This window comes from Streptomyces sp. NBC_01460 (assembly GCF_036227405.1).
GTDB lineage: Bacteria > Actinomycetota > Actinomycetes > Streptomycetales > Streptomycetaceae > Streptomyces.
The window spans coordinates 2,593,858-2,606,702 of record NZ_CP109473.1 but is presented as its reverse complement, the minus strand read 5'-3'; the positions used below and the strand labels follow the sequence as shown (position 1 = coordinate 2,606,702).

The following is a 12,845-nucleotide window of genomic DNA, read 5'->3' as shown; positions in this document are numbered from 1 at the left end:
CAATCCTTGAGGGGGCCCGGTTACTTGAGGTCGTTCTCGGTGTAGTAGCCGCCGTCGACGAGGATCTCCTTGTAGTTGGCCTTGTCGACGCTGACGGGCTGCAGCAGGAAGGCGGGGACGACCTTGGCGCCGTTGTCGTACGACTTGGTGTCGTTGACCTCGGGCTTCTTGTCGTTCAGGACCGCGTCGACCATGTTCGAGGCGACCTTGGCGAGCTCACGCAGGTCCTTGTAGACGGTCTGCGTCTGCTCGCCGGTGATGATCGACTTCACCGAGGCGACCTCGGCGTCCTGGCCCGTGACGACCGGCATCGGCTTGGCCTTGGTGCCGTAGCCGTCCGACTTGAGGGCGGAGAGGATGCCGATGGAGATGCCGTCGTACGGCGAGAGCACGGCGTCGACCCGGGTGCTGCGGTAGCTGGACGTCAGCAGGTCGTCCATGCGCTTCTGCGCGGTGCCACCGTCCCAGCGGAGGGTGGTGACCTGGTTGAGGGCGGTCTGCTTGGACCTGACGACCAGCTCGCCCTTGTCCACGTACGGCTTCAGGACGTTCATCGCGCCCTGGAAGAAGTACTTGGTGTTGTTGTCGTCGTTGGAGCCGGCGAACAGCTCGATGCTGAAGGGGCCCTTCTTGCCGTCCTTCAGGCCGAGCTTGTCGACGATGTACGTGCCCTGCAGCTCGCCGACCTTCTCGTTGTCGAACGAGGCGTAGTAGTCGACGTTCTCCGAGCCGAGGATCAGCCGGTCGTAGGAGATCACCGGGATGTCGGCGTCCTTGGCCTGCTGCAGCACGTTGTCGAGCGACTTGTTGTCGATCGCGGCGACGATCAGGGCGTCCACACCCTGCGTGATCATGTTCTCGATCTGCGAGACCTGCTGGTCCGGGTCGTCCTCACCGTAGGCGAGCTTGGTCTTGTAGCCCTTGCCCTTGAGCTCCTTCACGACGTTGGCACCGTCGGAGATCCAGCGCTCGGAGGACTTGGTCGGCATCGCGATGCCGATGGTGGCGCCGTCGGAGCCGCCCTTGTCCTCCTCGCTGCCGCCCTCGCTGTTCTGGCCGCAGGCGGTCAGGGCGAGGGCCAGGGAGGCGGCGGAGGCTACGGCGGCGAGTGCGGCTCTGCGGTTGCGCATGGTCATCATCCTTGATGTGGGTCATGGCTCGGTCCGGTGGCGCCGAAAGGCTGAGAGCGGCTCGACCGAGAACAGGTGTGTGGGATTGTGCGCGGCTGTGTCTCTTTTTGGGGAGACTGTTTCCGGAACGTTATGACGAAGTTCCGAACCGGCTGAGCGGGCCCGGCAGTCGGCTGCCGAGGGCCGCCATGCCCCCGTCCGCCCCGTGCCGTGCGAGCAGGTCCAGGGCGAGCCGGCCCCGTCGCACGCGCTCCTTGGCGGTGGCCAGTGCCAGCTCCCGCAGGTGCTGGCCGTACGGGTAGATCCCGGGCGACTTCGAGAGGCCGAACTTCAGGTACAGCGGGGCGCCGCGCCGGATCAGCTCGGCGACCTCGTACATCCGCACATAACCGCCGAGGTCGTCGGGGGCCTCGATGTAGAGGTCCATCGGCGCCCGCGAGACCCGGCGGATCTCGGTGAGCTGAGCGAGCGTCAGGTCGCTGGGGATGTTGACCGAGTCGGCACCGAGCTGCTCGAACACGGCGTACGAGGCCGGGTTCACCGGCCCGATCAGCGCCGACACCTTGAAGGTGGTGTCCGCGGGCAGGACGCCCTGCTCGCGCAGCCGGTGCAGGGCCCAGAGCACGCCCTCGTCGGCCACGAGCAGGCACTTCACGCCCAGCCCGGTGGCGCGCAGGGCGTCCTCCACGCAGCCGGCCACGGCGTCGTGGCCCCGGGCGCGCAGCCCGGCCCCGCCGGAGTCGGTGCGGACCGAGGCGCCGGTGTCCCAGGTGCCGCGCGGGCCCGTGAACAGGCAGAGCTCGATGTCCCGTTCGGCGCAGCCCTCCACCATCTCGGTGATCTCCGCGTCGGTCAGCATCCAGATGCCGCTGCCCTGGCTGATGCGGTGGACCGGGACGTCGAGCCTCGCGGACTCCTTGAGCACGACACCGAGGGCCTCCGGGCCCTCCACGGACGGCACCTCGGTGCGCCAGCTCCCCCCGTCGGGGAAGGAGTGCGGGGAGGCGTCGGCCGGGGACAGGGGCGCCGGGCCGAGGCCGAGCGCGGTGAGCGCGGCCTCACCGGGGCGGCGGGCGCCGGCGGCACCGGGGGACGGGACAGGGGCGTCGTTCACGACTGGTCCTTCACGTTCGGTATTTCGGACGACATTCGGATCTTTGGGGGTGCGCCGGTACGGAGGCGGTCAGGACGCCGCCGCACCGGTGTACGGATCAGGGCGGGCCCGTCACGGCCGCAGCAGCACCTTCCCGGTCTCCGGATCCCCGGATCCCACCAGCGCCACCGCCTCGGCGAACCGCTCCAGCGGGAACTCGTGGGTGATCAGCGGGGCCGGATCGAGCACCCCGGCCGTGAACGCCCGCACGGCGTAGGACCAGGCGGCCGAGGGTGCCCCGAAGACGCTGCGCACGGTGAGCTGGCTCAGCGACAGGTGCACCGGGTCGATGCCCACGGCCCCCGGGGTGAACATCCCGGTCAGTACCACCCGGCCGCCGCGACGCGCCAGCAGACACGCGTCCGCCGCGGTGGACGGCGCTCCGGCCGTCTCCACCACCAGGTCGTAGCGGCCGCGCACCTCCTCGGCCTCCTCCGGGACCCTGGCCTCGCCCGCCCCGAAGTCCAGGGCCAGCGAGGCGCGTTCCTGCCGCGGGTCGATCACGGTGAGCTCCGCCGGTGACACCGCCGCCAGCAGCTGCACCGCGAGCAGGCCGAGCGTGCCCGCCCCGACCACGGCGATCCGCTCGCCCGGCTCGGGCGCCCCCGCCCGTACCGCCGCCGCGATCACCGCGGACGGCTCCAGCAGGGCCGCGGCCCGCAGGTCGGCGTCGTCGGCCAGCGTGTGCAGCAGCCGTGCCGGGACCACGAGGTGGTCGGCGAACGCCCCGGGCCGGGTGAACCCCGTCTCGTCGTACCCCGCCGTGCACAGGGAGGTCTCCCCGTACCGGCACCGCTCGCAGCGCCCGCACGCCCGGAATCCCTCGGCGACCGTGTGCCGTCCGGTCAGCGCCGGGTCGACGCCCTCGCCCACCGCGTCGACGGTGCCCGACCACTCGTGACCCGGCACCACGGGGTAGCGGACGTAGGCGGGGTCGCGGTGGCCGTCGTAGACCTCGCGGTCGCTCATGCAGATGCCGGCGGCGGCGACCCGCACCCTGACCTCGCCTGGGCCCGGCTCCGGGAGCGGCCCCTCGGTCAGTGTGTGGCTGCCGGGCCGCTCGATGGTCAACGAGCGCGAGATCGACGTCACTTGGGCTGCCTCTTCTCCCAGCCGTCCGCCCACAGGTCGAACCGCGCCTGCTGCTGCGGGAACTCCGCCGCCGCGTCCACGTCCAGCTCCACGCCGAGCCCGGGGGCGTCGGAGAGCTCGAAGCAGCCGGTGGCGGGGTCGACGGCGGGGGCTCCCTTGACGACCTTCTTGATGTCCGCGTCCGCGAAGTCGTTGAAGTGTTCGAGGATCTTGAAGTTGGGGGTGCAGCCCGCGACCTGGAGGCTCGCCGCGGTCAGCACCGAGCCGCCCACGTTGTGCGGGGCGATGAGCGTGTAGTGGGTCTCGGCGGTCGCCGCGAGCTTGCGGGTCTCCAGGATGCCGCCGATGTGGCCGACGTCCGGCTGGATGATGTCGGCTGCCTGCGACTCGAAGAGCTCACGGAACTCGATCCGGTCGTGGATGCGCTCACCCGTCGCGATCGGCAGGTCGACCTTCTCCGCCACCTTGGCCAGCGCCTTGAGGTTCTCCGGCGGCACCGGCTCCTCCAGCCACGCCGGCCTGAACGGTGCCATCTCGCGGGCGATCCGCACCGCCGTAGACGGGCTGAACCGTCCGTGCATCTCCAGCATCAGCTCGGTGTCGGGGCCGATGGCGTCCCGCACGGCCTCGATGAGGGACACGGCGTAGCGGGTCTCCTCCTGGCCCAGCTCGAAGTGGCCCGTGCCGAACGGGTCGATCTTCAGCGCCCGGTACCCGCGCTCGACGACCCCCTGCGCCGCCTTGTGGTACGCCTCCGGGGTGCGCTCGGTGGTGTACCAGCCGTTGGCGTAGGCCTTGACCCGGTCGGTGACCTTCCCGCCGAGCAGCTGCCAGACGGGGACGCCCAGCGCCTTGCCCTTGATGTCCCAGCAGGCCATCTCGATCACCGCGATGCCGGACATCACGATCTCCCCGGCCCGGCCGTAGTCGCCGTACTTCATCCGCTTGACGAGGTCCTCGACCGCGAACGGGTCGGAGCCGGTGATGTGATTGGCCGACGCCTCACCCAGGTAGCCGAGCAGCGCGTCCGTGCGGCCCAGCATCCGGGTCTCGCCGACTCCGGTGAGACCCTCGTCGGTGTGCACCTGGACGTAGGTGAGGTTGCGCCACGGCGTGCCGACGACGTGCGTGGTGATTCCGGTGATGCGCACGGGTGTTGCCTCTCCACGGTGTTCGGTATTTCGTCACTCGTTCGAAATGCTGGCGTGACCGTAATTCGGGCCCGGGAACGTGTCAATGGTTCGCGCACGTAGGCTGAGGCCATGAGTGATCTCGGGGCGGGTTTCGGTTACTTGGTCAAGGGCCAGCGCTGGGCCTTCGGGCACGGCCGGTGGTTCGGGTTCGGCCTGCTGCCCGCGCTGATCACCCTCGTCGTCTACGCGGGCGCGCTCGTCGGCCTGGGCTACGGCGCGGACGACTTCGTCGGCTGGGCCACCCCGTTCGCCGACGACTGGTCGTCGCCCTGGCTGGGCCTCCTGCGCAACACACTGACCGCCCTGGTCTTCGTGTTCGGGATATTCCTCGCGGTCATCACCTTCACCGCGGCGACCCTGCTGGTCGGCCAGCCGTTCTACGAGTCGCTCTCCGAGGCGGTCGACCGCAGCGAGGGCGGCGAGGTGCCCGAGTCGGGCCTGCCGCTCTGGCGCGAGCTGTGGATCTCCGCCCGCGACTCCGTCCGTATCCTGCTGCGGGTCGCGCTCTACGGGGTGCTGCTCTTCGCCCTCGGCTTCATCCCCGTCGTCGGGCAGACCGTGGTCCCCGCCCTCGGCTTCTGCGTCTCCGGCTACTTCCTCTCCGAGGAGCTCACCGCCGTCGCCCTCCAGCGCCGGGGCATGGTCCTGAAGGACCGGCTCACGCTGCTGCGCGGCCGACGCATGGCGGTCCTCGGCTTCGGCGTCCCGCTCGCGCTCGCCTTCGTCGTCCCCTTCGTCGCCGTGCTCCTGATGCCGGGCGCCGTCGCCGGGGCCACCCTGCTGGCCCGCGACCTCGCCGGGCCGCCCGAGGCCGAGCCGGCGCGGGCCCCCGCGTCGCCGTACACCCTGCACAAGGACTGAGGAGGCCCCCGGACCGCGGCCGGGTCCGGGGGCCCCGCACCCCGTCAGGCGCCGTGGACCTCCAGCGCCGTCCGGACCGCGGACTCCAGGGCGCCCTCGATCCAGGCCGGCTTGACGGAGGTGTGGCAGCCCGCGAAGTGCAGCGGCCCCTCCGGGGTCCGCACGTCCGGGAACAGCTCGGTGTGCTGGCCCGGCAGGAGCACCGACGCCTCGCCGTACGCGTACGGGTCACGCATCCAGGACTGGGTGCGGCCGACGCCCGTGTAGAAGACCTCGATCCGCTGCCCGTACACGTCCTGGACGCCGCCCAGGGTGTGCGGATAGCGCTCGTCGTCGTCCAGCGAGTCCCACTTCAGGGCGTCGTCGGCCCAGCTGTAGGAGGCGAGCAGGACCCCGCCCCGGCTGCCCTCGACCGGGTGTGAGGGCTGGTAGATGAAGCGGTTGGCGTTGTCGGTCACCGAGCCGCCGCCGATGACGTGGGCCGCCTCGGGCTGGTCACGGGCGGTCGCGCGGAAGGCCGCGTAGTGCACCCGCTGGTTGGGCGGGATGTGGCCGCGCGGCACGGAGGGGTGCGCGCCCAGCAGCGAACCGTCGGCCGGGGCCTTCCCCGCCCGGTACTCCTCGTAGAGCCCGGGCCGCACCTCTCCCAGCTCACGCTTCCAGTCCGCCTCGTCGAACTCCCACCAGCGGCGGCTGAATTCGAGCAGCACCTTGGTCGCAGCGTCGTAGTGGACCTCGGTGATCGCGCGCCGCTTGCCGTACGAGAGCGCCGGGACCACCGGGAGGTGCCGCATCCCGGAGAAGGGCACGGTGACGATCGCCCGGTCGCCGGTGAAGGTCTCCCGGACGACGGGGCCGCCCCGGCCCTCGGAGACGGTCTCCACGCTCACCCCGTCCTCGGTGTGGTTGATCCGGGTGGCCCGGCGGTCCAGGTGCACCAGGTCCTTCACCTGCGCGTACATCGCGTCGACCAGCGTCGCGGTGCCGTCGGGAAGCTCGAAGAAGGAGGTCGCCGGGCTGATCAGCGAAGCCCCGATGAAGCTGTGCAGGAAGGCGAGATGGAGCCGCGAGGTCATGTTCTCGACGGTGCCGATGAGGTCGACGGTGCGCTCGTCGAGCTTCGCCACCTCGGTCATGTACCGGAACATCGAGAAGTGCCCGTAGCGCTGGAGGACGGTCGCCCAGCCCTCGACCAGTTCGCTGCCCTCCTTGCCCTCGATCTCCGCGCGTACGGGGGCGAACGCGTCCCGCACGATCTGCGAGGCGGGGGTGTTCTCGTAGGCCGCCGGGACGCCGAAGGAGCGGTTGACCGCCTGCGGCTTCGCGGCGTAGTCGGCGCGGCGGACACGGACGCCGTTGACGTGGATCCAGGTGCGGTTGGCGGGGCGCCCCTCGGTGTCCACGTCGACCAGGTGGAAGCGGCGGGTCCTCAGCCCGAGGCCGGCCATCAGCCCGGTGACCAGCGGATGGCTGTCCGGGATGCGCATCGCGCCGGCCTCGGCGTACTGCTTGGGGTCGGCGAAGGGCGGTTCCGACTGCTCGTGGCCGCCGGCCCGGAAGGTCTTGATGCGGCCGCCGACACGGTTGCCGTTGGCCTCGATCACGGTGACGTCGTGCCCCGCGTCGTGGAGGAGCCGCGCCGCGGTGAGCCCCGCCGGCCCCGCGCCGACGACCAGCACCTTCTTGCGTGCGGCCCGGGTGCGGGGCAGGCCCTTGCCCAGCAGGACCTCGCGGTAGCCGGGGATCAGGTCCTTGTCGTTCTCGTCGCGGACGAGGATGGCCCGGGCGACGGTGAGAGCGGCGTCCCGGTCGGATCCGGGCGCCGCTCCCGGCGCGGCGGCAGCGGCCCGGGGCGTCGTGGCCCCCGCGGACGGGGCGGCGGCGTTCACGGCGAGGACCGCGGCACCGGCGGTGGCACCCGCGATCAGGGAGCGGCGGGAGGGCAGGGCGGACGGCGATGCGTCTGCGGGTGAGGTCATGGTGATCACCCTGCTGTGCGGGACCCTCCGGGACCGTCGCGGACGCGCCCCCGGCGCGCTGATTCACCCGCCGGTGATCTTGGTCGATCGGTGTTGACACGGCTCGGACCAGGGGGAGTTGAGCCTCAGCGCACGGAGAATCCGTACACCGTCGTGGAGGTGAACTCCTCGCCCGGCCGCAGCACGGTGCTCGGGAACTCCGGGCGGTTCGGCGCGTCCGGGAAGTGCTGCGTCTCCAGGGCGATCCCGGCGCACGGCACGAAGGGGTCCCCTTCGAAGTGGTCGGCGGTGTAGAGCTGGAGCCCCGGTTCCGTCGTGCGGACCGTCAGCAGACGACCCGACGCGGGGTCGTAGAGCTCGGCGACCGGCTCCCCGCCGGTCTCCTCCAGCACGTAGTTGGTGTCGTAACCCGGACCCACGGGCTTCTGCTCCCGGAAGTCGAACCTGGTGCCCTCCACCGGTACGAACTCGCCCGTGGGGATCGACTCCTCGTCCCCCGGGGTGATCCGCCCGGCCGCGAGCCGCAGTTCGTGCCCGAGCGCGCTCCCGCTGTCCGCCCCGGCCAGGTTCCAGTACGTGTGGTTCGTCAGGTTCACCACGGTCGGCGCGTCCGTCGTCGCCCGGTAGTCGATCCGCAGCGCGCCGTCCTCGTCCAGGGTGTACGCCACCGAGACGGCCAGCCGCCCCGGGAAGCCCTCCTCGCCGTCCTCGGCGACCAGGGAGAGCCGTACACCGCCGGGCACCTCCTCGGCGTCCCACACGCGCTTGTCGAAGCCGCGCCCTCCGCCGTGCAGGGTGTTGCGGCCCTCGTTCCTCGTGACCCGGTGCGTCCGCCCGTCGAGGACGAAGGACCCGCCCGCGATCCGGTTCGCGTACCGGCCGACCACGGCGCCGAAGTACGGACCGGTGTGGGTCTCGTACGCCGTGACGTCCGGCAGCCCCAGGGCCACCTCGGCGCGGGCGCCGTCCCTGCCGGGGATCTCCACCGACTGCACCACGGCGCCGTACGTCAGCACCCGCACCCGGACGCCCGCGCGCTCCAGGGTCCAGCGGCGGACCGGTGTGCCGTCCGCGCGTGTGGAGAAGTCTTCGCTCTGTACCGCCGCACCCGTCGTCATGATCAAGAACTTTACGCCGGGGGACCGGCCGCCGTGACCGTGCGGTAAGCGATCTCCGCGAGCCTGGCCTGGCCGTCGCGCCCCGGGTGGAACCAGTCCCACTCGCTGAGCTGCTCACCGGTGAACCGGTAGTCGAACACCGCCCCGCCGTCGTAGCGGCAGCGCTCGTCCCGGGCGCAGACCTCCCGCAGCACCTCGTTGTACGCGACGACCCGCTCCCGCACCGCGTCGCGGCGCGCGACGGCCGTCGGCCCCATGTCGTCCGCGTCGGCCAGCATCGACCGGCAGATCCCCAGCTTCCAGATCTGCTTGCCCAGCGGGTTCTCCCGCCCGGTCGACCAGAGCCGCTTGAGATCCGGCACGCTCGACACGTACACCTGCGACCTCGGCGCCGCGGCGCGCAACTGCCGCATCGAGGCCTCGAAGGAGGTCCGGAAGTCCGCCACCGGGGTCATCAGCCGCACCGAGTCACGGCAGGCGTCGTTCGCGCCGATCATCACCGTGACCAGCTCCGGCCGGTCCTTCGCCGCCAGCGCCATCTGCTCCGGGAGCTGGGCCATCCGGGCGCCCGACACGGCGTGGTTCCAGCTGTGCGAGGCCGCCTTCGACACGCCCAGCAGGCGTACGGCGAGGCTCCGCACCCCGCCGTCGGTCCCGGTCGCCCAGGACACCTCGGGGCAGTCGGCCAGCACCGAGCAGGCGTCGAAGCCCCGCGTGATGGAGTCCCCGACCGCGGCGACCGAGGCGGGGCTCGCGTCCCACGCCGGTGTCGGCGAGGGGGAAGGGCTCCGGGTGCCGGCGGCGCTCCGGGGGGCGGGCGTCCCGTCGGAGGAGCAGCCGGTGAGCGCGGCGGAGGCGGCGAGCGCGACCGCCGTCAGAGTGACCGCGGCGCCCCGGGCACGGCGACGTGACACACGCTCAGGCATGACTGTCTCCCCTCCGGTCACCCGGGTGATGGTGCCCCTGGCACAACCGGACAGCCCCAGGTGGCGGGCCCTCGCGCCCTCGCGGGTGAATGCTGAGCGAATCACGGGCCCGGGACCGACGGTACGTCACACAACCGGCCCCGGCGCACGGTAGCTTTTCCCCGTCGAACCAGTGGCGCCCGCCCGGCCCGCAGACACATCAGTGGGTCCGGTAAGTTAACTCACGTCACATACTGTCCCTTTTCTGGAGATTCACTCCCGATGCTGTTTACTGATGACAACCTCGGGATCCGGCCGGGAAGAGACGGTACGGGCGCGAGGCCGCTGGGGAAGGCGAACCTCGTCCCACACTGGAGGTCCCGGTGACGACACGTGGAGTCCTGTACGTTCACTCCGCACCGCGCGCGCTGTGCCCGCACGTCGAATGGGCGGTAGCGGGTGTTCTCGGTGTGAGGGTCCAGCTGGACTGGATCAGACAGCCGGCCGCTCCAGGTACCTGGCGGTCCGAATTCTCCTGGAAGGGCCGTGCGGGTACGGCGTCGGAGCTGGCCTCGGCCCTCCGCGGCTGGGACCTGCTGCGCTTCGAGGTGACGGCGGAGCCGTGCCCCACGGCGGAGGGGGAGCGCTACAGCTCCACGCCGGGGCTCGGCATCTTCCACGCCGTCACCGGCATGCACGGCGACATCCTGGTCCCCGAGGACCGGCTGCGGGCGGCGCTGGCGCGCTCCCTGCGCGGCGAGACCGACCTGGAGGCCGAGGTCGCCAAGCTCCTGGGCAAGCCCTGGGACGACGAGCTGGAGTCCTTCCGTCACGCGGGAGAGGGCGCGCCCGTGCGCTGGCTGCACCAGGTGGTCTGACGGGGCGGCGGCTCCCGGGCACGAGGCAGACCCAGCTGAAACGTTTCCCTCGACTGCGCCCGGGGCCCGCGGACCCCCCGAGTCCCCGGACGCGTGCGCCGGGGCCCACGCGGCTGCCCGCCGCTCCTCAGGCCTGGGATTCGGCCCAGAAGCCCAGAGCCCGCGAGAGGCCCGCCCGTACGGCGCCACGCCGGGTGAGCACGGACCGGTCGACCCCGCTGAAGAGGACCGCGAGGCAGACATCGGCGGGCAGGACCCGGCCGGCCGCCCGCACGGTCACCCTCCTGCCGCTCCCGAGGCCCGACAGGCGCACCGTGATGACGGAACCGGGGTCCTCGGAGTCGGGCCGCCGGGACAACTCGTACGTCCGGCGGTTGATCGCCCTGAGCCGGTAGGTGTCGCCCAGGTACGTCATATGCAGGGAGCGCCCCCGGTGTGTCGGCGCCCACCGGTTCCGGCTCATGCGCACGAGCCCGTCCCCCACGCGCAGCGTCGAGCCGTTGAGCGTCGGCATCGAGGCGACCTCCACGTGCGGGCCACGCGTCTCGAACACGGCCGTGGGTATCAGACCCCCGCGGACCTCCGTCGCGACCGCGTCCCGCGCGTCCCGGCCCGCCGGGTACACCACCTGGATGTCGCCGAGCTCGGCGGACGTGCCCCGCCAGCCGGACTTCGTCACCCCGGCCGGCCGCTTCTCCTGCCAGCGCGTCAGGGCGAACGGGCTGATGGTCGTATGCATGTCGTCCCTCGCCGGTCGAACGGGTGGAGAGCGCCCGCTCCCCGGGATCGGGAAGCGGGCGCGACGCGGGGCCTCGGACGAGGCCGTGCAACGCCTGAGGCCCGCCTCCCGGGCGGGAAGCGGGCCTCACGGCGGAACCGGTCGGGTCGGACGACCGGTCGGGTCAGACCGAGCGGAACGCCAGCACGACGTTGTGGCCGCCGAAACCGAACGAGTTGTTGATCGCGGCGATCGGACCCTCGGGCAGCGCCCTAGGCTCGCCGCGTACGACGTCCGCCTCGACGGCCTCGTCGAGGTCGTCGATGTTGATGGTCGGCGGCGCGATCCGGTGGTGCAGCGCCAGCACGGTCGCCACGGTCTCGATACCGCCGGCGCCACCCAGCAGGTGACCCGTCATCGACTTCGTGGCCGAGATCGCGACATGGTCGAGGTCGTCGCCCAGCACCGCGCGCAGTGCCTTGATCTCCGCGACGTCGCCCTGCGGCGTGGAGGTGGCGTGCGCGTTCAGGTGCACGACCTCCGACGGCTTCAGGTCCGTGGAGTCCAGCAGGTTCTGCATCGCCGCGGCGATCCCGCGCCCGGTGGGCTCGGGCTGCGCGATGTGGTGGGCGTCCGCGGACAGGCCCTGGCCGAGCACCTCGCAGTAGACCTTGGCGCCGCGCGCGGCGGCGTGCTCCGCGGACTCCAGGATCACGACGCCGGCGCCCTCGCCGAGGACGAAGCCGTCGCGGGCCGTGTCGTAGGGACGCGAGGCCTTCTCGGGCTCGTCGTTGCTCTTGGACATCGCCATCATGTTGGCGAACGCGGCGATCGGCAGCGGGTGGATGGCCGCCTCGGTGCCGCCGGCGACGACCACGTCGGCACGGCCGGTGCGGATCATCTCGACGGCGTACCCGATGGCCTCGGCACCCGACGCGCAGGCGGAGACCGGGGTGTGGACGCCGGCCTGTGCGTTGACCTCGAGACCGACGTTGGCCGCCGGGCCGTTGGGCATGAGCATGGGAACGGTGTGCGGGGAGACGCGGCGTACGCCCTTCTCCTTCAGCACGTCGTACTGGTCGAGCAGGGTGATCACGCCGCCGATGCCGGAGGCGATGACCGATCCCAGACGCTCGGGCTGGATCTTCTCGTCCTCACCGGCCTTGCCGGTGAAGCCGGCGTCCGCCCAGGCCTCGCGGGCCGCGATCAGCGCGAACTGCGCCGAGCGGTCCAGCTTGCGGGCGAGCGGACGGGGCAGTACCTCGCCGGGGTCGACGGCCGCGAGGGCGGCGATCCGGACGGGCAGTTCGGCGAAACGTTCGCCCTCGAGAGGCTTGACGCCGGAACGGCCGGCCATCAGACCTTCCCAGGTCGATGCGGAGTCGCCACCCAGCGGAGTGGTTGCGCCGATACCGGTGACGACCACGGTGCGATTGGTCGGGCTCACTGGAAAATCTTCTCCACGTGTAGAGGGTCGTGAATCAGCGGCGCCACCGCCGGGTGGCGACACACGGGACGGGCTGGGATCAGCCCTGGTGCTTCAGGATGTAGTCGGCGGCGTCGCCGACCGTCTTGAGGTTCTTGACGTCCTCGTCGGGGATCTTGACGTCGAAGCGCTCTTCGGCGGCGACGACGACCTCGACCATGGACAGCGAGTCGACGTCCAGGTCGTCGGTGAAGGACTTGTCCAGCTGGACGTCCTCGACCGGGATACCGGCGATCTCGTTGACGATCTCGGCGAGACCGGTGACGATCTCTTCCTGAGTGGCGGCCATGTTGGCGCTCCTTCGATGTGTTTCTGCAGGGTTCGGGCGAGCG

The 12,845-nt window shown here is 71.5% G+C and carries 12 protein-coding genes; 2 read left to right on the top strand and 10 right to left on the bottom strand.

Annotation, left to right across the window (positions count from 1 at the left end; genetic code table 11):
* Positions 1 to 20: 20 nt before the first annotated feature.
* From chvE to OG488_RS11630, 4 genes are all read right to left on the bottom strand, one after another.
* On the bottom strand, positions 21 to 1,130 hold the full coding sequence (gene chvE, locus OG488_RS11645; protein ID WP_329228481.1) for a multiple monosaccharide ABC transporter substrate-binding protein: 1,110 nt from the start codon (positions 1,128 to 1,130) through the stop codon (positions 21 to 23).
* 130 nt (positions 1,131 to 1,260) lie between these two features.
* A complete protein-coding gene (locus tag OG488_RS11640; RefSeq protein ID WP_329228479.1) occupies positions 1,261 to 2,244 on the bottom strand; it encodes a hypothetical protein in 984 nt (327 codons plus the stop codon).
* A 111-nt stretch (positions 2,245 to 2,355) separates the two neighbouring features.
* Entirely contained in the window at positions 2,356 to 3,375 is a 1,020-nt protein-coding gene (locus tag OG488_RS11635; protein WP_329228478.1) for a zinc-dependent alcohol dehydrogenase, read from the bottom strand.
* Positions 3,372 to 4,526 (bottom strand): mandelate racemase/muconate lactonizing enzyme family protein, encoded by a 1,155-nt coding sequence (locus OG488_RS11630; protein WP_329228476.1) that lies wholly within the window; start codon positions 4,524 to 4,526, stop codon positions 3,372 to 3,374. Before OG488_RS11630 ends, OG488_RS11635 begins: the two co-directional genes overlap by 4 nt.
* A gap of 111 nt (positions 4,527 to 4,637) precedes the next feature.
* Here OG488_RS11630 and OG488_RS11625 point away from each other — a divergent pair, with 111 nt between their 5' ends.
* On the top strand, positions 4,638 to 5,429 hold the full coding sequence (locus tag OG488_RS11625; RefSeq protein WP_329228474.1) for an EI24 domain-containing protein: 792 nt from the start codon (positions 4,638 to 4,640) through the stop codon (positions 5,427 to 5,429).
* Positions 5,430 to 5,473: 44 nt separating this feature from the next.
* Here the strand turns inward: OG488_RS11625 and OG488_RS11620 are convergent, their stop codons facing one another.
* The 3 genes from OG488_RS11620 to OG488_RS11610 form a co-directional block, all read right to left on the bottom strand.
* Positions 5,474 to 7,408 carry a flavin monoamine oxidase family protein gene (locus tag OG488_RS11620; protein WP_329228472.1) on the bottom strand — a complete coding sequence of 645 codons (1,935 nt, stop codon included), beginning with the start codon at positions 7,406 to 7,408 and terminating at the stop codon, positions 5,474 to 5,476.
* A gap of 125 nt (positions 7,409 to 7,533) precedes the next feature.
* The gene (locus OG488_RS11615; RefSeq protein ID WP_329228470.1) at positions 7,534 to 8,526 is read right to left on the bottom strand and encodes an aldose epimerase family protein; all 993 of its coding nucleotides are present in this window, start codon (positions 8,524 to 8,526) and stop codon (positions 7,534 to 7,536) included.
* 11 nt (positions 8,527 to 8,537) lie between these two features.
* A complete protein-coding gene (locus OG488_RS11610; protein WP_329228469.1) occupies positions 8,538 to 9,452 on the bottom strand; it encodes an SGNH/GDSL hydrolase family protein in 915 nt (304 codons plus the stop codon).
* Positions 9,453 to 9,814: 362 nt separating this feature from the next.
* Here OG488_RS11610 and OG488_RS11605 point away from each other — a divergent pair, with 362 nt between their 5' ends.
* Positions 9,815 to 10,309 carry a DUF3145 domain-containing protein gene (locus tag OG488_RS11605; RefSeq protein ID WP_329228467.1) on the top strand — a complete coding sequence of 165 codons (495 nt, stop codon included), beginning with the start codon at positions 9,815 to 9,817 and terminating at the stop codon, positions 10,307 to 10,309.
* Positions 10,310 to 10,436: 127 nt separating this feature from the next.
* Here the strand turns inward: OG488_RS11605 and OG488_RS11600 are convergent, their stop codons facing one another.
* From OG488_RS11600 to OG488_RS11590, 3 genes are all read right to left on the bottom strand, one after another.
* Positions 10,437 to 11,048, bottom strand: a complete 612-nt coding sequence (locus tag OG488_RS11600) for a hypothetical protein (RefSeq protein ID WP_329228465.1) — start codon at positions 11,046 to 11,048, stop codon at positions 10,437 to 10,439.
* A 163-nt stretch (positions 11,049 to 11,211) separates the two neighbouring features.
* Entirely contained in the window at positions 11,212 to 12,474 is a 1,263-nt protein-coding gene (fabF, locus tag OG488_RS11595; protein WP_329228463.1) for a beta-ketoacyl-ACP synthase II, read from the bottom strand.
* Between the two features lie 79 nt (positions 12,475 to 12,553).
* Entirely contained in the window at positions 12,554 to 12,802 is a 249-nt protein-coding gene (locus tag OG488_RS11590; protein ID WP_014045780.1) for an acyl carrier protein, read from the bottom strand.
* Between the last annotated feature and the right edge of the window lie 43 nt (positions 12,803 to 12,845).

What these genes read in the sequence shown, in the direction of transcription:
- chvE (WP_329228481.1), bottom strand. Translation starts at nt 1,130, where the DNA reads ATGCGCAACCGCAGAGCCGCACTCGCCGCCGTAGCCTCCGCCGCCTCC.
- OG488_RS11600 (WP_329228465.1), bottom strand. Translation starts at nt 11,048, where the DNA reads ATGCATACGACCATCAGCCCGTTCGCCCTGACGCGCTGGCAGGAGAAG.
- OG488_RS11610 (WP_329228469.1), bottom strand. Translation starts at nt 9,452, where the DNA reads ATGCCTGAGCGTGTGTCACGTCGCCGTGCCCGGGGCGCCGCGGTCACT.
- OG488_RS11615 (WP_329228470.1), bottom strand. Translation starts at nt 8,526, where the DNA reads ATGACGACGGGTGCGGCGGTACAGAGCGAAGACTTCTCCACACGCGCG.
- OG488_RS11625 (WP_329228474.1), top strand. Translation starts at nt 4,638, where the DNA reads ATGAGTGATCTCGGGGCGGGTTTCGGTTACTTGGTCAAGGGCCAGCGC.
- OG488_RS11620 (WP_329228472.1), bottom strand. Translation starts at nt 7,408, where the DNA reads ATGACCTCACCCGCAGACGCATCGCCGTCCGCCCTGCCCTCCCGCCGC.
- OG488_RS11590 (WP_014045780.1), bottom strand. Translation starts at nt 12,802, where the DNA reads ATGGCCGCCACTCAGGAAGAGATCGTCACCGGTCTCGCCGAGATCGTC.